Genomic DNA, 19,952 nt, shown 5'->3' with positions numbered 1-19,952 from the left:
GAACCAATTCGCTGTGGTCTACGAGGAGCGATTCACACTGCCGGCGCACGGCAGTCGATAAGCGAGTCGGCCAATAGCCAATTCAGCTCAACCGCCTCGCACACAGAAATCCTGACAGCCCCGTACGTGACGACATGGCGAAGCGTCCCAATCGCACAAAGCCGAAGCCAACGGACAACGGACTGTGGTTCCATCGTTGGCAAACCACTTGGCTCTCTTGCCAGACTGTTCGTTGGAAACCTCTGCGGCAGCGCCATCAAGTCTCTCTAGTTCACCGAGTGCTTCGACAGCCTCTCGGACGCACTGCTGGTCTCTCGGTCTCTGGTACGCTCTCACGTTCTCCCACCCGGCCCGAATTGGACGACGGAAGCTGTATACCTCGCCACCACAGCGCCTGGCATCAGCCTCACGATGACGACCAATCCGACCCTTTTTCCTTCGTCAATCAAGCAGTGGCCGACAACGCTGCTGCTCTTGATTTTGTTGGTGCTGGTGCTTGCGTCACCCACGGCCCAGGCGCGTCGCACCGGTGTCTATGATTCGAATTTCGAGACCGTGCGCTCGATGCTCCAGCAGCCGGAAGCTCAGATGGACTTCGCGGTCATCAAGCTGACCGTCGACAAGATCCTCGACCCATCGATCGACAAGGCCGCCGTCCTCAAACAACTGGGCGACATGGCCGGGGAGGTCCGCGCTGCCTTCCCGCTCGGCGCCAGCAATCTCGCCAAGTTCAAGGTGTTGCGGGACTACCTCTATCAGCCACCACTTCTGAGCGCCAGGCTGCCGTACGTGTACAACCTGGAAGACGATCGCAATCCGAGCGCGAAGCTGCTCTCCGTCTACCTGCGCACCCACAAAGGCAACTGCGTCTCGATGCCCATTTTGTTCGTCATCCTCGGACAGAAGCTGGGGATCCCGGTCACCCTCGTGAAGGCTCCCGCCCACATCTACGTGAAATTCAAGGGCGACAATGGGCAGTGGTATGGCGTCGAGACCACCAGCGGAGGTGGTTGGGCGGATGATGAGTGGCAGAAGAAGCAGTTCCCCAGCCTGACGGCAGATGCGCTCGCGAGCGGCATCTATCTTCAGCCGCTGACGAAGAAGGAAACCGTGGCCGTCATCGCCGAGCCGCTGCTGGACAAATACGAAAGCGACAGGTCCGCCGACGGCGAGGAGGCGCGCGTCAAGCTTGCTCTGCTGCTGGTGGACCACTACCCGAAAGACGTGGTCGCCATGGTCCATGCCTACTTCGGGTATCTCGGGCTCCGGCAACACTTGTTTGTGGAGAAGTACCCGCAGCCGTCCGACATCCCCGTGAACATGCGGCCACGATACGAGCAGATCGAAAGCGGGTGGGCCTATTGGGGCACCAAGGCCAAAGCCCTCGGCTACAGGCCGCCAACACCCGCCATGGAAGCTGCATACCGCGAGAGAATTCGGCTGGCCAGAACGGCCAAGCAATAAATAATCATTCAGGAGGATTGACCCGTGAACAAGTGGCCCAGGAAGCTGTACTTTGGAGCATCGCTCTTTGTCGCTTTGCAAGGCGGCGCTCATGCGACCTATGTAAATGGCAACCCACTCTCCTACATCGATCCCAACGGATTGGATGTGCTCTTGACCAATGCGGACGAAGCTGCCGGACTGCCGTATGGGCGCCCCGGCAATGGCTATGACCCAGTGGTCACGGTGCGGCGGCCGGGTATTTGCGACACGTCTCCTGATTCACTGTGCGCTGAGTCGATGGCAGCGGCCGGCATTCCACCTCCCTACTATGGGAGCGTGAAGCGGTACGACACAATGTGCATACTTGGCATAGGTGTTGTGGGCAAGGGCGGGGGTGCCGTAGCGGGGAATGTTGTCGCAAATCAGGTGCCCGAGATTGCAACGCGACTTGGCGCTGGAACCCGCCTCATGAGCCTAATTGGGAGAGGTGTTTCTGTGTTCACCAACCCTGCAACAGCAGCAGGATCCTTGGGGTATGCAGTGGGCCCGTTGTTGAGTCACTGCGAAATCAAGCCACCGATGTGCGAGGTCAGATGAAAAGCGGAATGAACGCCGCTGGAATTGCGTTGGTAGTTCTGGCCTGTGTACTGTTGATCGGTCAGAGATTGCTATCTGCCTACACACCGCTCTGGGCCGACGCATTGGCAATTTGTGGCGCAGCGCTATGTTTGCTCCTCGCCTTCGTGGCAAGCAACAAGTCTGAATGACGACGGCAATCCTGGGCCGTTAGTTGCGCCGTCAGCATGCCCGAAAGCAGTCTATCGCTAATACCCGCAACTGGCCGGCCTCCGACACTCGAGCACATGGCCCGGGGCGGCAGAAACTGACCCGGGTGGTAGGCAGCACCAACGCTTGCATACGTGGCTGACGAAAGCATCAGATCCCACTTCGGAGGTGCTTTTCCAGGAACGGTAGGACCGTGTTTTGATACGCTTTTGGGCCATGCCTATAAAGGTCTACATGAGCAGCCCCTTCGACTGCCCAGAATTGTTTTGGCTCACGTGCCGCCTCGAATATGCGCTTGCTCTCCGCGAGGGTTGTGTGCTCGTCCGCTGTGCCTGAGGCGATGAGGACGGGCGCATTCAGCGACGGGATGTCCATGATTGGCTGAATCTGTTCAGGATGCAGTCCGAGACGCAGCGGGAGTTGCCACAGCAAGGGCGGGGCCAGATATCGCCCGGCCGGCCCCAACTGCCTTACCAGCCGGTCGGAGACCGCTTCTGCAATGGTGGGGAACATGGACTCCAGAACAACCGCGTCCGGTGACGGCACCGCTTTCGCAAGCACCGCAGATGCCGCACCGAGTGACACTCCGACGATTCCGATTCTTTCGCTTGGGAGTCTGTTCCGGAGATAGTCCAATGCGGCGCTGACGCCTTCGGCTTCACGAACTCCGAACGTGATTCGGTCACCAGTGCTCTCGCCGTGAGCGGGAAGGTCGATCAGGAATGCCGTATACCCCAAACCGCTAAGCAGCCTGGCACGTTCGACCATCTGTCGTCGATCACTCCGTACGCCATGCAGTAGAAGGACCGCACCCGAGCGAGGCCGGCCAAGAACAAGCCAACCAGAAACGGCTCCCCCGGAAGCTGTGCGAACGACGACCGAGGTGGCGTGCAGATCCAGCGGCGCCGGGCCGACAGATCCCGTTGCAGGCCGACTCAGAGCTTCGCCGGCCCCACCAAAGGCCACCGCAACGAGAAGGACGCTGATGAAGAGACTGACGATGAGGCGGCGTATGTTCATTTTGGTCGGCAAGAACGCGTGCGCCAGTTGAACGGATATGACTCAAGAAACCATTGCGCTTCAGCCTACCTCAAAGCGGTCGCCTGCGACCGGCCGGTATTGGCCGACAGTGTATGTTCGTGCATTCGCCTGCAGGCAGTCGGTCGTTGCTTGGTCGGCCGGCACGTGCGACCGCTTTCGGGGCGACGTGCGAAGGCGCACAGTCTGGCACAACGACGGCTAGCGGGTACAGTGGTCTTCGGAGACCTTGAACGCCGTGCTTCACATTGCAATCCTCCTCGCCTGCTTGAGCACACTGGTCGTTCCGGTGACTTCAACCGCATGCGTGCGGTTTCAACGTCAACCCAATGAGCCGGCTCAGCTCGATGGTCCAGGTTCGTTCGGCGCACTTCAAGACACGGTAACTCTCGATTGCTTGAGGTTTGTCGGTTCGGTCACCCAGCGTGGCCGGGAAGTCGTGCTGATTCAGGACGAGCGGGGAACAGTGCATCACCTCAGTCTCGGCGACTATATGGGCGAGAACACCGGGAAGATCGTGAAGATCGACAAGCGGGTCATTGTCCTGAGACAAGTGGTTGAACGAAATGGTGAATGGGTCGAGCAGTTCGTGGAGTTCCCAAGGAACTGAGAACGCCGTTGGTCTGAAGGCGGGAGCCTCTGTGTCCGTCGTGAGGGTGCCGTCCGGTACGCTGGCCAGTGCCGCTCATGTCAAACGTTGAATGACAGCTTTGGAGCGCTCGACCTCGCGCGCTCGGCCAAGTCACTCAGGGTCGCTCAGGACCTGGCGGCTGCAGCGCTCGAAAGGCTGTAGCCGGGCAGAGGCTGCCCTTCAGAAACGACCGCTCTTCCGGTAAGCGATGAGCGGCTACGATGTTGCCGTTAGTCACGCCGGGGCGAGCAGGCGACGCGCGGCAGCTTGGTCCTAACGGGGAGAACGAGATTCAGTGGGCATTCCATGCGCCGATCAACACTAGTCGCTGCCGTTGTTGCCTTCGGAGCGTTGGCATGCTCGATACTCGGTCCCTTGTCCAGCATCGACCACCGTGGATACCGACTTCAGGTGAGCTTAGTAGACATCGCGAATCTTTATCAGGCCGTTGACATCTATCGAGGAGATCACGGCGACCTTCCAACCGAGTCACAGGGGCTTGATGTCCTGGTCCATGGCACGCCACGCTTGCTCGAGCGACTACCGCGCGACGCTTGGGGGAATCTGTACATCTATCGGCGAACACCATCAAAGCTCGGGTTCGAGATTCACTCCGCGGGACGCAATGGTCGTGACGAGGATGGCGCGGGTGACGATGTCACTTCGTCTGAAAAGGCATACCTGTGCGAGGACTATCAAGTCAACTGCGGTATGACTTCGCAGTCGCTGTGGCTTTTGCTTTTCGCCGCGGCATTCTTCATCAGCGTGGGCACGCTGGTGTTCAACACGGCTGTGTTCTTGGTCAAACGTATGCGGGTTTGGACAAGGAGATAGGCGCGGTGGGTTCACCTTCCGACGACCGGCAACAGCCGGCCACGTGCTGTCAGTCGCCAGCGACTGCCTGCAGAGACAATGGCGAGCGAGGCCTGCCAAATCGGAAAGAGCGACGGCTAGATGACGCATCTTCAGGTTCTCATCATCGCAACGCTCACTTGGATCGTCTGGATGCCGGCGTCCTCACTTCAGCGACTGGCCTCTGAGGGACGGAGCAGTATCTCGATCCTGCCAATCTTCGCGGGCGCGCCTCTTGCTGTCTGGGGACTGGCCTACGTACTCCCGCCTCCGGGCGCGACAGTCATCGGCGCCATTCACTTGGGTCTGCTGATCTGGATGATGATCAGCATCGCGAGATCGCGACCTTGAAGTCCAAGGGAATTTGGCCGCCGGGGTCGACAGATACCTCGTGACTGGGCTCCATCGCTGTGCCCCGGGTGACTGCTTTGCGGCGCTGTGATCGAGAATCAGAAGGAGCGCAACGGGGCGACATCGGCAGTTCGCCGCTCGTAAGTGCGGGCGTTCAACAGAACATAGCTGACGGAAGATGCCGCGCTCTGCCAGACAGCGCGGCTCCGCTCGATGTATCTCTGAGCTACAGGCCGCGCTGCCCGTCAAGCTACGCACCTCGATGGGCTTGTGGCGCGAGAGCTGTCTTGCGGCGGCCCGTGAACGGCGGCGGCAGGAGGTTGGACACCGGGCGTTCTTCACACCAAGCCGTCACCTCGCGTACCAGCCACGCGACACGCCTGCCGGAGAGAAGTCGAGGCTTCGGAAAAGCGTCCTCGCGGACGAGCTTTTCCACCGTCGACTCAGACAGCGAGGTGAAGGCGGCAACGTCAGGAAGGTCGAGGTAGATCGGATCGAGTTTGGTCATTTGCTCTTTGTCGGGCTGTTGATATCGGGTCACGTTGTGGGTTGCGTCGGCAGCGTAGGAGTCGAGAGGTAGTGCTCGGCCGCGGCCAGGAGGTAGGAGGGCTGCTCCACAGCATCGCCTTCCCCGACCATCACATTCGTCGCGAGTGCGCAGTCGAGGAGGAAGAGCGCGATCTCGGAGGGCTGCAGCGTATCGATGCGCGCCGCCAGGTTTCCAACGCCGCAGTCGTACAGACCTTCGAGGGTCGCGCGGTGGCGCCATGCGATGGATTCGCAGACGAACTTGGCGACCAGTCGCAGGTCGAATGCGCTGCGTTCGGTGGCAAGGGCGCGCTCGCGAACGCGCTTGAGCAGGTCGAGTCGGTTGCGGCAGGCGAGGGTGGACGGAGTGGCGTCTTCGTCGATCGCCTTTCGCCTTTGCACGCGGACGGGCTTTGCCGGTGGCACCGCAGCCGGTTCCGTCTGATCTGCTTCCATGTCGCTGGGCGCCGAAGCCACATTCGCTGCCGCCGCCTCGTGCGCATCGCGGTCTGATGCGTCGCCGGTTGGGGCGGCTGGCTCGGCATGCTGAGCGGCCGGTTCGTGTTTGATGGGCTGCGGGGTGGCCGCTGCAGCGCCTTCGGCCGCACGCGGCACGACCCGCAGGAGGTGGACTTTCTTCTTCTCCGCGAAGCAGTCCGGATCAGTGCAGACGTCTGCACTGCCCCGCGCCGAATCCGATTTTCGGCTGTCGCCCGTGCTGACGGCTTCAGTCATTTCCGCGAAGTCCGGCGCATTGCCCGAGCGCTTCCAGCAGGCGGTGCAACTGCCGGCGTCAGGCAGCAGGTCCGCATCGGCGATGTCGAAGATGGACGATCAGGCGGCGCTCAGCATCATGGATGTGCGCCGCAAGATCCAGCAGGTGAAGCGTCGGCGCAAGCAGCTCAGCCTCGTGATCATCGACTACCTCCAGCTGATGGAGGGCGACGGTGACAACCGGAATCAGGAGCTGGGGAAGATCGCCAACGGCTTGAAGCGCGCGGCCAAGGAGTTCGGCGTCTGGATCATCCTGTTGTCGCAGTTGAACCGCGACTCGGAGAAGCGTCCGACCGGCATACCGCAGATGAGCGACCTGCGCGACAGCGGTGACATCGAGGGCGCGGCCGACCTGATCGGGCTACGGCAACATGGGGCGAGGGCAGATCGTGCAGATCCTGAGTCAGCTGCAGGCCTTCAACCTCGCGGGCTCGGACGCCAACGCCACGAACAGCAAGCGCTCGAAGGCCAAGCGCAGCAAGGTCGAGTACTTCGTTGCGCACGGCGGCGAGTCGAGGCAAGGCCGCGGATCGTGGAAGCACGGCGACAAGATGCAGCACCTGCGGCGCGGCGTGTGGGCGCGGTATCGCTTCAGTGCGGGCAGTGCGGTGAAACCCGTGCTGCTGTTCGTCAACGGAACGCGGTATGGCAAGCGCTTCGACTTCGTGGGCACGGCACAGCGCGTGATCGATACGCGATTCAAGTCGCACTACGAGCAGCGCATGCACAAGCAGCTCGCGACGCTTGGATTGTCGGCCGGAGGGCAGGGCGCATGACGTTCGCACCTCGGTCGGCGAAGGCCTCGACCCCACCCCCCACCCCCCTCATCGGGTCCTCCCGGGAGAGGTCGGTCAAGGGTAATTCGAACCCCGTTTGCACCGCAGTTGCGGGGCGTTCCTAAGGGGGTTGTACCCATGGAAGCACTCCAACATCCGATGACGCAGGAGCAGTTCGGCGACCTGGTCGGCATCAGCCAGCAGGCGGTGAGCGAACTGCTCGGCCGCGCGATCCTGCAGGCCGGCCAGCCGGCGGCGACCTGGCTGCGCGCGTACACGAAGCACCTGCGTGAGCAGGCCGCGGGCCGCGGCGCCGACGGCGAGCTGGCGCGCGAGCGTGCACGCCTGGCGCGTGAGCAGGCCGACCGCGTTGCGATGGACAACGCGGTGACCCTAGACGCAGGCACTCAGGACTGACACTGCTACCGCCGCATGGCCATCGTCCGGCCGTTGCTGTTGGTTCATGCTAGTTGCGCGGCCGCTCAGATTTGGAAGCCGAACGATAGCTCGGACCGAAACGAGACCTTTGCTGCGCAACTTGTTGGTTCCCGCTGATGTTGCGAGCAGCGGAGCGCGGGTATCGGCTCAGAACTGCCTTTGGTGAGCGAGATCTGGCCTCCCACGGAAGTTCCCGGTCGGGCCCCCCACATTCGCTCGAAGGAGGCCTCACAGCGGAAGGCACACATTGGCCGGGATCAGGGGCAGACCTAGCTGATGACCCAGACCCTGCCGGCGAGAATGCGCGCACCCAGCATTCACTGCGGGCATCACCACACGGCTGCCCTGACGACTTGAAGTCATCAAACTTAATGTTGACTGCGCTTGATTCCCCGCTATAAATCCCCTACTTCAGGGAGATGTACCGATGCGCAACTACAGATTGCTTGCTCTGCTGCTTGTGCTATTGACGATGGCGGGCTGTCTTCCGTCGAGTAAGACTACCAGTCAAGCACTTTCATCTAAAGACAGCGAATATCAGTGCCTTCCCGTACCGAGTAAGTGGAAGGAGGTCGGTAGTGTATTTTCGTTGGACTCCAATGGCATAACTCTCCGACTTGGAAGAGTTGACAAAATTCAAGCGCTTCCCCCAACTGATGCGGGATTTCCGGAGTACACCTCGAAAGTCTCTATAGGGTCAAAAATCTTGCTTAGCAGCCTTTCTGACTTCACGGCATCTACAGGTATAAGCGCCGTGCTAGATACCGGGGCATCTAGTACGCTGACAGTGTCGTCGAAATACAGCAACACGATGCTCCAGATTTCCGAAGGACAGCCAGAATCGAAGGCAATTTTGTGGTTTAGGGAGAGTGGATTTACGGCGACAGACGGAGTTCGATATTTTCTGGTTCGCGAAGCAATACAGAGCCCGGAAGTCGACTATGAGATTCAAAAGGCGGATCTTGTCAAGCTTGGAGTTGAGGCAAAAGTTAAAGAGGTGGCAAAGGCTAATCTGACTGCAGGTGACTTTTCGGATGCCAACACTGTTCGCTTGAAGAAGAAGTTCCCGCAGCCAGTAAATGTCTGTATTAAGCCTGTGGAATTGGCTTTGGTTACCACCGGAGCTACTGGACAGACTCTCGAAGCTCGACCGGTAAAGTCCGCTTTGGTTGTTATGGGCGTTCAATTTTAATGCATGCCGAACTCGTTCCGATGATGCACGCGCCGCCTCGCTTTATAGCCCTAGTAGCCGCAGCGTTGATTGGATGCGGATCGAACGCTCCTGGTGTAAGCGACAGTTCCGGGAGTGAATCTCCTACGACTGCTTCTAGTCTTGCCGCCAATCAAGCGTTGTTGGAGCGACGTGGACCCGATGGAGCGCTCAACGCAATACTATTTCGACGCCTTGCGATCGTTTACTTGACTGGCAATGAAAGTACGGTTTCAGATGAGGAGTTGCCGTCGAAGTGGTTCGACTTGCTCGTCAATCGGAAAGCCAGTCCTGAAAGCCACCTCTTTCATCAGTTCTTGGAGAGGGCTGAATCTTCCAAATGGAGCGGTCCAGATGACAATGAGATCGTATATGAGTATTGGAGCGGCAGAACGATGCCGATTTTACTTGGCTCCTGCGACGGCCAAAGTCCGCCGCCCAGTTCTGCGTTAACGCCGATATGGGAATCGTCGGATACTAGAAGCCAAGTCAAGACCCTAGATGCGAAGTTCCGCCTTGTTGTCGTTCGATGTCGGGATGCCAATTCGAACTACACCGCACTCCGCAGTCGACTGGATGAAGTTGCTGATTTCTATGCGGTTTCCAGTAAATCGACTAACGCATTGACGCTTGCACAAGCTCAACTCTTTATCAAGACGCCTGATAGGGGTATCCCAGTCCCAGAATATCTGAGGCAACGTGCTGAGATCTCATTGAGGCGTGTGTGGGATATAATTTTGCTTAGTCTTCCGAGTGGCGCGAAAAGTACTTCTGTTAATTTGCCTTACCCGGCTTTGACGTTTGATCGTGAAAGGATGGGGCTGCCTGCGATCGGAGTTGATTATGCGCGCGGCATGTTTAATGCATTCGGTAAAGTGCGACCTCTGCAAACACAGTATGAGAGAATGGTCTACATCTCGCCGGCCTTTGTTCGTGCTGCTTTTATCAGATGCATTGCATCGACTCACTACGACGCGTCGTTAACTCCGCGACTAAAAATAGTGCTTAAGGAATATCTGGCCGGGCGAAGATCTGAAGCAGATTTGAGCGATGCTACGTTTGCGGCAAGGGGTGATGTGGCAAAAATGAATCAGTGTATGTCTGAGGGTATAGATTTTACCCTGGGGCACGAGTTGGGGCATTTTGTCGGTGGAATTGAGTCGGAGGAGTCTGCGGACTGCGTCGGCCATTTCATATCTCAAGAGATGCATGGAAATGAGCCTGGGCTTTTTCGGCGATTGATCTTTGATTTGGCTAAGTCCCGGGAATATAAGTTGCTCGCAATTGATGACCTCAGTCGGCGGCAACTCATTTGTAGGAGTGAGTTGCTGTCTCTATTTCCCGGGGATGACGATCGGAAGGTCGAGGCAAAGCTGCCGTTGTGCGCCGCAGTGGCTCCCGAATGCACCAACCCGCGCTTCTTCAAGAAGTGAACACACGGCTGACGCCGAGTCGCGGCCCCGTGACCGAGGCATACGATCATCGGACTCGCGTGGGCCAAGATCCCGTCCGGTCTGATGGACGCGACGTTCTCCCCCTGCTGGTCGCGTCAGCGCCGCTAGCCGGGAAATCAAGCGGCAGCGTGCCGGTGTATTGCGCGCCGATCCCGAATAGTTGTATCGTGCAACCATATGGTCGATGTCATGAATACGGAGCGTTCGCTCGTCGAGGAGATCCGTGCCGCCTCGCGCTCGATGGCGCGCGACTGGGGCTTCATGGGCAGCCGGTTCGCGGGCGTGGAGCTGCCTCCGTCCGCCGTCCATGGGCTGATCGAGATCGATGCCGGCGCCGTCAGTGCCGGCGACCTTGGCACGCGTCTGCGGCTTGAAAAGTCCAGCGTCAGCCGGATGTTGCGCAAGCTGGTGGAAGCGGGCGATGTCGTCGAGGCCGTTGCCGGGCACGACAGCCGGATCAAGCTGCTCTCGCTGACCGCGGCGGGGCGGCGGCGCGTGGCGGCGATCCACGCCCACGCGCGCGCCCAGGTGACGGACGCGCTGGGCCGCCTGCCGCGCGACCGGCACCGCACCGTGCTCGACGGGCTTCGGCTGTACAGCGTGGCGCTCGCGGGCGGGCAAGGGTCGCGTCCCGATCCATACGCGGTCGAGGTGGTGCCAGGCTACCAGCTCGGGCTTCTGGCCAGGATCACCCAATTGCATGCGCTGCACTACGGACGCGAAGCCGGCTTCGGGCAGCGCTTCGAGTCGGCGGTCGCCGCGGGCCTGGCGGACTTCTGCGACCGGCTCGACCGGCCGGGGAACGGCCTCTGGTCGGCCAGGCAAGGCGGCGGGATCCTCGGCTCGGCTGCCATCGATGGCGACGGTGCGGGCGACGGTGTCGCGCACCTGCGCTGGTTCGTCGTGGATGGCGCCGTCGACGGTGGCAGCGTGGCGCATGCGCTGCTCGCCGCTGCGCTGGACTTCGCCGACAGCCGCGGCTTCGCCGAGACAGACCTATGGGCCGTCGACGGCGCGACGGGAGCCTGGCATCCCTGCGAGTTGCATGGCTTCACGCGCATGGAAACGCGGCCCGATGCGCAGTGGGGCAGGGAGGTTCTGCTCCAGCGGTTCACAAGGAGGCGACCATGAATTCGACGCCGACGATCGAGGAACTGGCCGGCGCGGCACCTTGCCTTCCAACGTCGGGCCGGCTGACGGGTCGCGTGTGCTGGGTCAACGGCGGGACCAGCGGGATTGGACGGGCCACCGCGCTGCGCATGGCCGCGGAAGGCGCGGCCGCCGTGGTCGTGACGGGCCGTCGCGAGGCGCTCGGGCAGGCGCTCGCGGACGAGATCCACGAACGCGGTGCCGAGGCCCTGTTTGTTGCAGCCGATGCGACGCGAGAGGATGACGTCGCCGCGGCCCTTCAGCAGGCGCTGGCCCGCTTCGGCAGGCTGGACGCCGTGTTCAACAATGCCGGCTGCCAGGAACGGCGCAGGCCGCTGGCGGAGCAAGGCGACGAGGTGTACGCGCAGGTGTTCGACACCAATGTGCGAGCGCTCTTCCATGCGATGCGGCATGCCATTGCGGCGATGCTGACGAGCGGCGGCGGCACGATCGTCAACAACACCAGCGTCAGCGGCATCCGCAACCCCAATCCAGGGCTGTCGCTCTACAGCGCTTCGAAGGCGGCCGCCAACTCGCTGACGCGCTCTGCGGCGATGGAATATGCGCCGGCGGGGATCCGGATCAACGCGATCGCGCCGGGACGCGTGCTGACCGACATGATGCTGTCGTCCGGCATTGCCGACATGCGCAGCGTCGCGGCCGGCCTGCCGCTGCGCCGGATGGGACACCCCGAGGAAGTGGCCGCCGCAGTCATCTGGCTGATGTCCGATGAGGCGAGCTATGTCGTGGGCCATGTGTTGGCGGCCGACGGCGGATTTCTGGCGGGATAGGTGCAGCGGCAGAGTTCAGCGGAGTCGTCGCGATCTCGTCGATCGTCTTCAAGGACTTGATCAAGTTCGACTGATCGAGTCAGGCGGCCGCGCCCGCAGCGCCTCGCGCCGGGCCTTGGCGCTCCGCCCGGCGGACCGCCGCAACGAACTGCGGCTGGAAGCTTCGCTGCGCACCGTTCGGAAATTCGATCGTGACGCTCAGCGCATCGGCCGCCTTCACCGTGCCGACCCCATGGCGGCGCGTGCGAACCGGCTGCCCGAGCGCGAACGCGGAGCGCTCCACCCGCGGTGGCCGCGCGTCGTCCTGCGCCTCGGCCTGCACCGCTTCATGGCGGGCCAGGCGCACGCAGTTGTCGCAGGTTCCGCAACGCGGATGCCCGGCCGACGGCTCGAAGTGCGCGAGCAGCAATTGCCATCGACAGCGCCCACTCTGCGCGTAGGCGACCATCGCCTCCAGCGCGGCGCTGTCGCTCTCGGCCCTGCCGCCGTAGCGTTCGGCGATCTCGACCAGCGCGGCGGTGTCGACCGTTGCTGCAGCGTCGACCAGGTCGTGCTGGCGCAGCATGTTCAACGCGACGTCGAGCTTGCGGCGCGGGCGCTCGATGGCATCAAGCGCGGCGTCGAGCTCGGCCTCGTCCCACGGCCGCTCGCGGGAACGCAGCAGCCGCAGCACGGCCTCGAAATCCTGCAGCTGCGGGTAGCGGCCCGACAGGAAGAACTGCTGCACCGAGCGGTCGCTGTCGGAGAAGAGCAGCGTGCATTCGGCCGGCAGCCCGTCGCGCCCGGCACGGCCCGACTCCTGGTAGTAGGCGTCCAGGCCGGGCGGGATCTGGTAGTGCAGCACGAAGCGGATGTCGGGCTTGTCGACGCCGAGCCCGAACGCATTGGTGGCGACCATCACGCGCACGCGGCCGGCCATGAACGCATCCTGTTGCTCATGGCGTCGGCCGGCGGCGAGACGGCCGTGGTAGAGGCCGACCGATTCGCCGGTGGCCTGCAGCGCGTCGAACACCTGTTGCGCGGCCTTGACGGTGGCAACGTAGACCAGCCCCGAGCCCTCGGACGAGCGCACCAGCGCGAGCAGGCGCGAGAGCTTGTCTTCGGCGCGGCCGATGGCCTCGGCGCGGTAGTGCAGGTTCGGGCGGTAGACGCCGGTGCCGATGACGCCGGCGCGCGGGATGTCGAAGAGCTCGGCGATGTCGTCGATGACGCCCTGCGTCGCCGTCGCGGTGAGCGCGAGGACGGGCGGGCCGCCCAGCGAGCCGCGCAGGCTGCCGAGCTGCAGGAAGGCGGGACGGAAGTCATGCCCCCATTGCGAGATGCAATGGGCTTCGTCGATCGCGAGCAGCGCGACGCCGCGGGCGACGAGGCGGGCACGGAAGTCGGCGTCCGCCAGGCGCTCGGGCGTCGTGAAGAGGATCAGCGGGTCGTCGGCGACCAGGGCCTGCTCGGCAGCGGCAACTTCGGCGGCGCTGCAGCCGCTGTGGAATTGCACCGCGCTGATGCCCAGCTCGGCCAGGCCGTCGCACTGATCCTTCATCAACGCGATCAGCGGCGAGACCACGACGGTGAGGCCGCCGTTGACGACGGCAGGGAGCTGGTAGCACAGCGACTTGCCGGCGCCGGTAGGCAGCACGGCCAGCGTCGGCAGGCCGCGCATCACGCGATCGATGACGTCCTGCTGGCCATCGCGCAGTCGCTTCAGGTGGAATTTCTGGCGCAGCGCGCGCTGGATGGATGCAATGCCGGGCTTGCTGCGGGGACGGGGCATGGAGGCTCGTGTCGCGAAGATGTCGAGGGCCTCACGGTAGGGTGCGCGCCAGGCTGGGTCTGTAGGTCGGGCGCACCGGCGGCAGGTAGGAAAAACGCTCGCGCGCATGCTGCGAACCTGAGCCCGGTCCATGCGCTTCTCCTGCCTTCCGCGCGCGCGACTCAGCAGCGCTTCAGCATCCCGCTAAGGCAAAGCGTCGCGCGTCGCGAAGATGCCCGCCATCTCCGCCGCGTTCTGGGTTCCCCAGGTGCACAGCGGGACGATCGCCTCGGCCAGGCTGCGACCGAGCGGGGTCAGCGTGTAGTCCACGCGCGGCGGCACCTCCTTGTAGTCGTTGCGCGCCAGCACCCGGTCGGCCTCCAGGTCCTTCAACTGCTGGATCAGCACCTTGTCGCTGACACCCTGGGTCAGGCGCTTGAGTTCGCCGTAGCGCTTCGGGCCGTCGCGCAAAAAAAACAGGATCAGCGGCTTCCACTTGCCCGAGATGACGCGCAGCGTGGCGTTGAGCCCGCAGCCGGTGTCGCAGATGTCTTCAGAGGGCGTCGTCATTCTTTGGTACTTACCAAAAAGTGCATACTTGTCCTTAGGTTATCAGAACTCCATAGTTGTCCTCAGGCAAGCATTTCTCTCGCTTTCCTGCCATCGCAACTACGGATTCATGACATGACCAGACTGAATGGAAAGACCGCCGTGATCACCGGCGGCGCCACCGGCATCGGCCGCGCCGCGGCCCAGCGCTTCATCGACGAAGGCGCCTTTGTCTTCATCTTCGGCCGCCGGCACGAAGCGCTGGCCGCCGCCGTGGCCGACCTGGGGCCCAACGCCCGCGCGGTGACGGGCTCGGTCTCCGACGAGGCCGACCTCGACCGGCTCTATGCGGCGGTGAAGGCCGAGCGCGGAACCCTCGACATCGTCTTCGCCAATGCCGGGACGGGGAGCCCGCTTCCGCTCGGCAAGATCACCGGCGAGCACATCGACGACACCTTCGACACCAACGTGAAAGGCTCGATCTTCACGGTGCAGAAGGCGCTGCCGCTGATGGGCCCGGGCGGCTCGATCATCCTGACCGGATCGAGCGCCGGCACCACCGGCGCGCCGGCTTTCAGCGCCTACAGCGCGAGCAAGGCGGCGGTGCGCAACCTCGCGCGCACCTGGGCAGAGGACCTGAAGGGCACCGGCATCCGGGTCAACGTGCTGTCGCCCGGCGCGACGGCGACCGAACTCGCGAAGCAGGCGCTGGGCGAGGAGGGGCAGAAGGCCTACGGCGCGATGACGCCGCTCCAGCGCATGGCCGATCCAGCGGAGATCGCAGCGGCGGCGGCCTTTCTTGCGTCGCCGGACAGCAGCTTCATGACGGCCAGCGAGCTCGCCGTCGACGGCGGCCTGGCGCAACTCTGACGCGCAGCGCCCGGCGCCCGGCGGGCGGCGATCGAAAAGCAATGGTCAACGTTGCGGATGCTTCCGAAAAACAAGGCAGAGAAACTCTCACCTGGCCTGCAGTGCAACCAGGGGCTTCCTTGTCGAAGGGGCGCGACTTGAAAAGTGCAAGCATGGAGCCGCTGTTGACGGGTGCGAGATTCGATCGCGCCTTGCGAGGGACCGACAAGGTCCGGGCTGCGTTGGCCGGCAAGCGGGTCTGGCCCGCGGCGCAGGGGGCGACCCCGGACCAGGCGCGCGAAGCGCTGTTCGCCGCCATCGCCGAAGGCCGCCCCATCCTGTCGACGACCACCCGGGTCCCTGTCGCCCGGGAGTCCGAGCTCGGGGTGAAGTCGGCCCTGCTGCATGGCCTGTCCCGCGCCTTCAAACCGCGCGAGACCGCCAGTGCCCAGGTCGGGCGACAGGGCAAGCGCGGCAACCTGGCCGTTCGCGAACTCCTGCGCCGCTGGGCGAGCGGGCGGCATGTCGTCAGCATCACCGACTTGCATGCCCGCGGCACGAGTCTCGAGCGCGACATCGACACCACCGAACTGTCGCGATTCAACCTGTTGCCGCTCGGCACGGAAGGCATGCGGCGCCAGGAGATGATGACGCTGGTGGTCAGCTCGCGCGGCAATGTCACCGACTCGCATTCCGATGACCCCGACGGAAGCAATCATTGCTTTGTCGGCCGCAAGCTCTGGCTGGCCTGGGAGACCTTCGAAGGCCGAAGGGCGGGCCTGCAGGATTGCTCGCGCGACGAGATCGACCAGAACGCCCGCTTCGATCTGGCCGCATTCGCCTCGTTGAAGAGCGCCAGGTGGTGGACGGTGTCGCCCGGAGAGACGCTGTTCCTGCCCGGTCGGCTCTCGCATCGGGTCGTGACGCTGGAGTCCTACCTCGGCATCGGCAGCTTCTATTGCACACCGGCGTCGGGTCTTGAAAACCTGAGTCGCTGGTACCACCACGGGGCCTTGTGGTCGCTGGACGACCCTGCGGGCGAGAACCGCGACCTGGTCGACGACATCGCGATCGCAATGACGCGCAAATTGCGGGCATTGCGCCGGCAGACCCGGCAGAGCCAGGAGCGTTGGGGCCTGGACTGCTCCGCTCTCGGGCTGACGCAGTGGCAGCGACGGTGGTCGCCGGCCCGGCGCAGGAAGCTGCTGGCAAGCCATCCTCATTTCGCGGCACTGGTCGAGGAGATTCAATCCGTCGCCGAAGCCCGTGAAATGCCGGCCCGCCTTCAGTCCAGTGGCAACGCGATGCCTCGCAGCGCAAAGACTTCCTTCGCAGCCGCCAGCCCGTTGAGTGCCGCCGGAAAGCCGGCATAGACCGACATCTGCATCAGCACTTCCACCAGCTCCTGCGGCGTGCAGCCCACATGCAGCGCGGCGTGCAGATGCACGCGCAGCTGCGGACCGGCGGTGCCCATCGCGCAGAGCGCCGCCACCGTGGCGATCTCACGTTCGCGCAGGCCGAGGCCGGGGCGCGAGTAGATGTCGCCGAACGGAAACTCCAGCACGTACGTCGCGAAGTCCGGAAACGATTGGGCGAGCCCGTCGACCACCGCCATTCCCGCTTCGCCGTCGACGGCGCCGAGTTGCACCACCCCGCGCTTGTATCGATCCGATGTCGCCTGCATGCCGTTTCCCCGGTTGATGTGAAGGCCTCACTGTAGGAACGCAGCGGCTCGTCGTGAAAGACTTGTTTGGTGATACCTTTTCGATATGAAGAGACGTCTTGATTCGCGCTCGATCGAGCAATTCGTTGCCGTGGCGACCTCGCTCAGCTTCCGGCAGGCTGCCGAGTCGCTGCACATCTCCCAGCCGCCGCTGAGCCGCGCCATCCGCGAGATGGAAGAGCGGCTGGGCGCGCGCCTGTTCCTTCGCGACACGCGCGGCGTCGCACTGACGGAAGCCGGCCAGCGCCTGCTGCCGCTTGCCAGCCGCGTGCTTCGGCTGATGGACGAGGCCGAGGCGGCCGTGGCCCACGCCGATGAACCCTCGCAGCTTCGTGTCGGATTCACGTCGGCCGTCGAGCCCGGCTGGTTCACCGCGCTGGCGTCGCGCCTGGGCACGGCCCGGCCGGGGCTCTCGGTGGTGAGTGTTTCCGACAGTTCGCCCCGGCTGGTGCGCTCGCTTCGCAACCACCGGCTGGATGCCGCCTTCATCGCCTTGCCCACCGAAGCGCAGGGTCTGCACGTGACCCCGCTGGAGCGCCAGCGAATGGTGCTCGGCATCGCCGCATCGCATCCGCTGGCCCGCAGGCGGACGATCGGCCTGGTGGAACTCGGTCGCGAGCCGGTCTTCCTGTTCGAGCGTGCGCGGCAACCGGCGTTCTTCGATCACTGCCAGCGCGTGTTCGCGCGCCACGGCTACACGCCGAACGTCGTGAAAGAACCCACCGACCACCACGTGCTGTTGTCGGGCGTCGCGAGCGGCCGTGCGATGGCGCTGCTGCCCGAATCGTTCATGTCGCTGAAGAGGGCCGGCGTGCGCTACCGGGCATTGAAGGAGGGGGACGAACTGGGCGTGGGCATCGGGCTCGCGGTGCCCGCCGCATCGTCGGTGTTCCATGCGCTGCTGCTGGCGTGTGCCAAGGCGGCGAGGGACGACTGACGGCTCTTGAGCCCCGGCATCAGTCGGCGTCGAAATCCGTGGCCCGGCTGACGGCCTCCCAGTCCTTCATGTCTTTCAGCAATGCCTCGGCATGCGCGCGCACGGCCTCGACAGCGTCGCCGCCGAGTTGCAGCCGCAACGGCGTTCGCTCGGCGGCCAGCGCTTGCTCGATCGCCGCGGCCGCCTTGCGCGGGTCGCCGGCCTGCGTGTTGTGCATGGTGCGGGCGAATTCGCGCGTGGCGCCGACCACCGACTGGTACGCCTGCATCGCCGGCAGGTGGCGCATGCCGGTGCCCGCGAGCTGCGTGCGGAATTGCCCGGGTTCGACGATGAGCACCTTCACGCCGAACGGGGCCATCTCCTGCGCCAGCGCTTCGCTCGCGCCTTCGAGCGCGAACTTCGATGCCGAATAGGCGCTGAAACCGGCGAACGACAACTGGCCGCCGAGGCTCGAGATGTTGACGATCGCACCCGACCCTTGCCGGCGCAGGACCGGCAGGGCGGCGCGCATGACCGCCATCGCACCGAAGAAGTTGGTGTCCATCAGCGCGCGAAGTTCGGCGTCCGACGTTTCCTCGAGTGCGCCGACGGCGCCGTAGCCCGCGTTGTTGACCAACACGTCGATGCGCTCGAACCGTTTCACCGCGGCCTGGATCGCGGCCTCGGCGGCACCGGGCACGTCGACGTCGAGCGCGACCGCCAGGACGCGGTCGGGCGCCATGGCGACGAGGTCGGCGAGACGGTCGGTCCGGCGCGCGGTGGCCACGACCTGATGACCTCTTGCCAGCGCGTGCTCGGCAAACGCGCGGCCGAAGCCGGAGGAGGTGCCGGTGATGAACCAGGTCTGGGGGTGGTGCGTCATGTCGATGCCTTTCGATGCGGGGGTTGATGCGGCCCTGTGGCGCATGCAGCAACTGTCGTCGCACGGCATTGAACGATCAAGGCGAACAGATCGAATGCGTTGTTCGATATGCTGCATGAATGGATCGAACGCTTCTCGCCCATCTGCCCATCGTCCTGGCGGTCCACCGCCGAGGCGGATTCGCCGCGGCGGCCAACGAACTGGGCATGAGCACGTCGGCCGTCAGCCACGCGGTGAAGAGCGTCGAAGAGCGGCTCGGGCAGCCGTTGTTCGCACGCACGACGCGCAGCGTGCGCCTCACCGAAGCCGGGGCCGCCCTGGTCGACGTGCTCGGGCCTGCGCTCGGTGAAATTTCGACGGCCGTCGACGACATCGGTGCGGCGCGTGGCAAGGTCGGCGGGACCTTGCGGATCAATGCGCCGCGCACCGCGCTGCCGATCGCCGTCACGCCGCTGCTGCAGGAGATGGGCCGCCGCCATCCCGGACTGACGGTCGAGATCACGTGCGACGAAGGCCTTGCCGACATCGTCGCCGAGGGATACGACGCCGGCATCCGGCTCGGCCACACCGTGGCGCAGGACATGGTCGCGGTCCGCCTGACACCGCCCTTCGAGGCCATCATGGTGGCGTCGCCCGGCTATCTTTCGGCGCGCGGCGAGCCCGGCGCGCTGGAAGACCTGGCCGACCACAACTGCATCGGCTATCGCTTCGTGACCTCGGGCGCCGTCTACGACTGGGACCTGCGCGGTCGTGGCGGCGACGTGGCCGTCTCGGTGAATGGCACGGTGCGCGTCACCGACGCGCTCTGCGCGAAGGAACTGGCGCTGGCGGATGTCGGGATCGCGTACCTCTTCGAGCCGCTGGTCCGTGCCGAACTGCAGGCGGGGTCGCTGCGGCAGCTTCTGCCACGAACGGCCATCGAAGAGCCCGGCCTGTTCCTGTACTTCCCGCGCCGCGCGGCGCAGGCCCCCAAGCTGCGCGCCTTCATCGATCTGGCGCGCGAGCTGCTGGCATCGCGTCGATAGGCCTCCCGACGGCGGCCTCCCAGGGTTTTCACG

General features: G+C 63.8%; 21 protein-coding genes and 1 pseudogene. 15 read left to right on the top strand and 7 right to left on the bottom strand.

Annotated elements, in window-relative coordinates; translation table 11 throughout:
• Window positions 1-411 precede the first annotated feature (411 nt).
• Both ASC98_RS20235 and ASC98_RS30670 read left to right on the top strand, forming a co-directional pair.
• Window positions 412-1,464, top strand: coding sequence for a transglutaminase family protein (locus ASC98_RS20235; RefSeq protein ID WP_057480104.1), 1,053 nt, complete (start codon window positions 412-414; stop codon window positions 1,462-1,464).
• Between the two features lie 24 nt (window positions 1,465-1,488).
• Window positions 1,489-2,043: a hypothetical protein gene (locus ASC98_RS30670; protein WP_157598307.1), complete on the top strand. Its 555-nt coding sequence runs from the start codon at window positions 1,489-1,491 to the stop codon at window positions 2,041-2,043.
• Window positions 2,044-2,382: 339 nt separating this feature from the next.
• Here ASC98_RS30670 and ASC98_RS29705 read toward each other — a convergent pair whose 3' ends face one another.
• Window positions 2,383-3,252, bottom strand: coding sequence for an alpha/beta hydrolase (locus ASC98_RS29705; RefSeq protein ID WP_082542353.1), 870 nt, complete (start codon window positions 3,250-3,252; stop codon window positions 2,383-2,385).
• 286 nt (window positions 3,253-3,538) lie between these two features.
• On the opposite strand from ASC98_RS29705, the gene ASC98_RS29700 reads away from it, so the two are divergent.
• Together ASC98_RS29700 and ASC98_RS29695 are read left to right on the top strand one after the other, a co-directional pair.
• The gene (locus tag ASC98_RS29700; protein WP_162252903.1) at window positions 3,539-3,880 is read left to right on the top strand and encodes a pilus assembly protein PilP; all 342 of its coding nucleotides are present in this window, start codon (window positions 3,539-3,541) and stop codon (window positions 3,878-3,880) included.
• Window positions 3,881-4,276: 396 nt separating this feature from the next.
• On the top strand, window positions 4,277-4,735 hold the full coding sequence (locus ASC98_RS29695) for a type II secretion system protein GspG (protein WP_162249368.1): 459 nt from the start codon (window positions 4,277-4,279) through the stop codon (window positions 4,733-4,735).
• A gap of 619 nt (window positions 4,736-5,354) precedes the next feature.
• Here the strand turns inward: ASC98_RS29695 and ASC98_RS29690 are convergent.
• Window positions 5,355-5,612, bottom strand: coding sequence for an AlpA family transcriptional regulator (locus tag ASC98_RS29690; RefSeq protein WP_082542350.1), 258 nt, complete (start codon window positions 5,610-5,612; stop codon window positions 5,355-5,357).
• A 29-nt stretch (window positions 5,613-5,641) separates the two neighbouring features.
• Entirely contained in the window at window positions 5,642-6,367 is a 726-nt protein-coding gene (locus tag ASC98_RS31145) for a hypothetical protein (protein ID WP_056820390.1), read from the bottom strand.
• Between ASC98_RS31145 and ASC98_RS32390 the strand changes: the two are divergent.
• The 7 genes and pseudogenes from ASC98_RS32390 to ASC98_RS20200 all read left to right on the top strand — a co-directional run.
• A pseudogene (locus ASC98_RS32390) lies at window positions 6,297-6,758 on the top strand (DnaB-like helicase C-terminal domain-containing protein); the annotation flags it as partial. The gene ASC98_RS31145 and the pseudogene ASC98_RS32390 overlap by 71 nt on opposite strands.
• 37 nt (window positions 6,759-6,795) lie before the next feature.
• Window positions 6,796-7,182, top strand: a complete 387-nt coding sequence (locus ASC98_RS31810) for a hypothetical protein (protein WP_235581333.1) — start codon at window positions 6,796-6,798, stop codon at window positions 7,180-7,182.
• Between the two features lie 138 nt (window positions 7,183-7,320).
• Window positions 7,321-7,599: a hypothetical protein gene (locus ASC98_RS20210; protein WP_157598306.1), complete on the top strand. Its 279-nt coding sequence runs from the start codon at window positions 7,321-7,323 to the stop codon at window positions 7,597-7,599.
• 448 nt (window positions 7,600-8,047) lie between these two features.
• The gene (locus ASC98_RS30665; RefSeq protein ID WP_157598305.1) at window positions 8,048-8,812 is read left to right on the top strand and encodes a hypothetical protein; all 765 of its coding nucleotides are present in this window, start codon (window positions 8,048-8,050) and stop codon (window positions 8,810-8,812) included.
• Window positions 8,813-8,832: 20 nt separating this feature from the next.
• Window positions 8,833-10,263 (top strand): hypothetical protein, encoded by a 1,431-nt coding sequence (locus ASC98_RS30660; protein ID WP_162249366.1) that lies wholly within the window; start codon window positions 8,833-8,835, stop codon window positions 10,261-10,263.
• Window positions 10,264-10,461: 198 nt separating this feature from the next.
• A complete protein-coding gene (locus ASC98_RS20205; RefSeq protein WP_235581332.1) occupies window positions 10,462-11,415 on the top strand; it encodes a MarR family winged helix-turn-helix transcriptional regulator in 954 nt (317 codons plus the stop codon).
• Window positions 11,412-12,224 (top strand): SDR family NAD(P)-dependent oxidoreductase, encoded by an 813-nt coding sequence (locus ASC98_RS20200; protein WP_056812394.1) that lies wholly within the window; start codon window positions 11,412-11,414, stop codon window positions 12,222-12,224. The genes ASC98_RS20205 and ASC98_RS20200 overlap by 4 nt, the downstream gene beginning before the upstream one ends.
• A 79-nt stretch (window positions 12,225-12,303) precedes the next feature.
• On the opposite strand, the gene ASC98_RS20195 is transcribed toward ASC98_RS20200, so the two are convergent.
• Window positions 12,304-13,995 (bottom strand): ATP-dependent DNA helicase RecQ, encoded by a 1,692-nt coding sequence (locus tag ASC98_RS20195; protein ID WP_082542347.1) that lies wholly within the window; start codon window positions 13,993-13,995, stop codon window positions 12,304-12,306.
• 183 nt (window positions 13,996-14,178) lie between these two features.
• Window positions 14,179-14,544 (bottom strand): helix-turn-helix domain-containing protein, encoded by a 366-nt coding sequence (locus ASC98_RS20190; protein ID WP_056812388.1) that lies wholly within the window; start codon window positions 14,542-14,544, stop codon window positions 14,179-14,181.
• Between the two features lie 114 nt (window positions 14,545-14,658).
• Here ASC98_RS20190 and ASC98_RS20185 point away from each other — a divergent pair, with 114 nt between their 5' ends.
• Together ASC98_RS20185 and ASC98_RS20180 are read left to right on the top strand one after the other, a co-directional pair.
• A complete protein-coding gene (locus ASC98_RS20185) occupies window positions 14,659-15,393 on the top strand; it encodes an SDR family NAD(P)-dependent oxidoreductase (protein WP_056812385.1) in 735 nt (244 codons plus the stop codon).
• A gap of 152 nt (window positions 15,394-15,545) precedes the next feature.
• Complete coding sequence (locus ASC98_RS20180) at window positions 15,546-16,745, top strand: hypothetical protein (RefSeq protein ID WP_056812382.1); 1,200 nt, start codon at window positions 15,546-15,548, stop codon at window positions 16,743-16,745.
• On the opposite strand, the gene ASC98_RS20175 is transcribed toward ASC98_RS20180, so the two are convergent.
• A complete protein-coding gene (locus ASC98_RS20175; protein ID WP_056812378.1) occupies window positions 16,658-17,056 on the bottom strand; it encodes a carboxymuconolactone decarboxylase family protein in 399 nt (132 codons plus the stop codon). The two genes, ASC98_RS20180 and ASC98_RS20175, sit on opposite strands and share 88 nt — an antisense overlap.
• Before the next feature lie 85 nt (window positions 17,057-17,141).
• On the opposite strand from ASC98_RS20175, the gene ASC98_RS20170 reads away from it, so the two are divergent.
• Complete coding sequence (locus tag ASC98_RS20170; RefSeq protein ID WP_056812375.1) at window positions 17,142-18,032, top strand: LysR family transcriptional regulator; 891 nt, start codon at window positions 17,142-17,144, stop codon at window positions 18,030-18,032.
• Between the two features lie 19 nt (window positions 18,033-18,051).
• Here ASC98_RS20170 and ASC98_RS20165 read toward each other — a convergent pair whose 3' ends face one another.
• Window positions 18,052-18,894 carry an oxidoreductase gene (locus ASC98_RS20165; RefSeq protein WP_056812372.1) on the bottom strand — a complete coding sequence of 281 codons (843 nt, stop codon included), beginning with the start codon at window positions 18,892-18,894 and terminating at the stop codon, window positions 18,052-18,054.
• Window positions 18,895-19,013: 119 nt separating this feature from the next.
• Here ASC98_RS20165 and ASC98_RS20160 point away from each other — a divergent pair, with 119 nt between their 5' ends.
• Complete coding sequence (locus ASC98_RS20160; protein WP_056812369.1) at window positions 19,014-19,919, top strand: LysR family transcriptional regulator; 906 nt, start codon at window positions 19,014-19,016, stop codon at window positions 19,917-19,919.
• Window positions 19,920-19,952 lie beyond the last annotated feature (33 nt).

Source organism: Rhizobacter sp. Root1238, from assembly GCF_001425825.1.
In the GTDB taxonomy this organism is placed as follows: Bacteria; Pseudomonadota; Gammaproteobacteria; order Burkholderiales; family Burkholderiaceae_C; genus Rhizobacter.
This window is presented reverse-complemented; position numbering and strand designations above follow the sequence as displayed.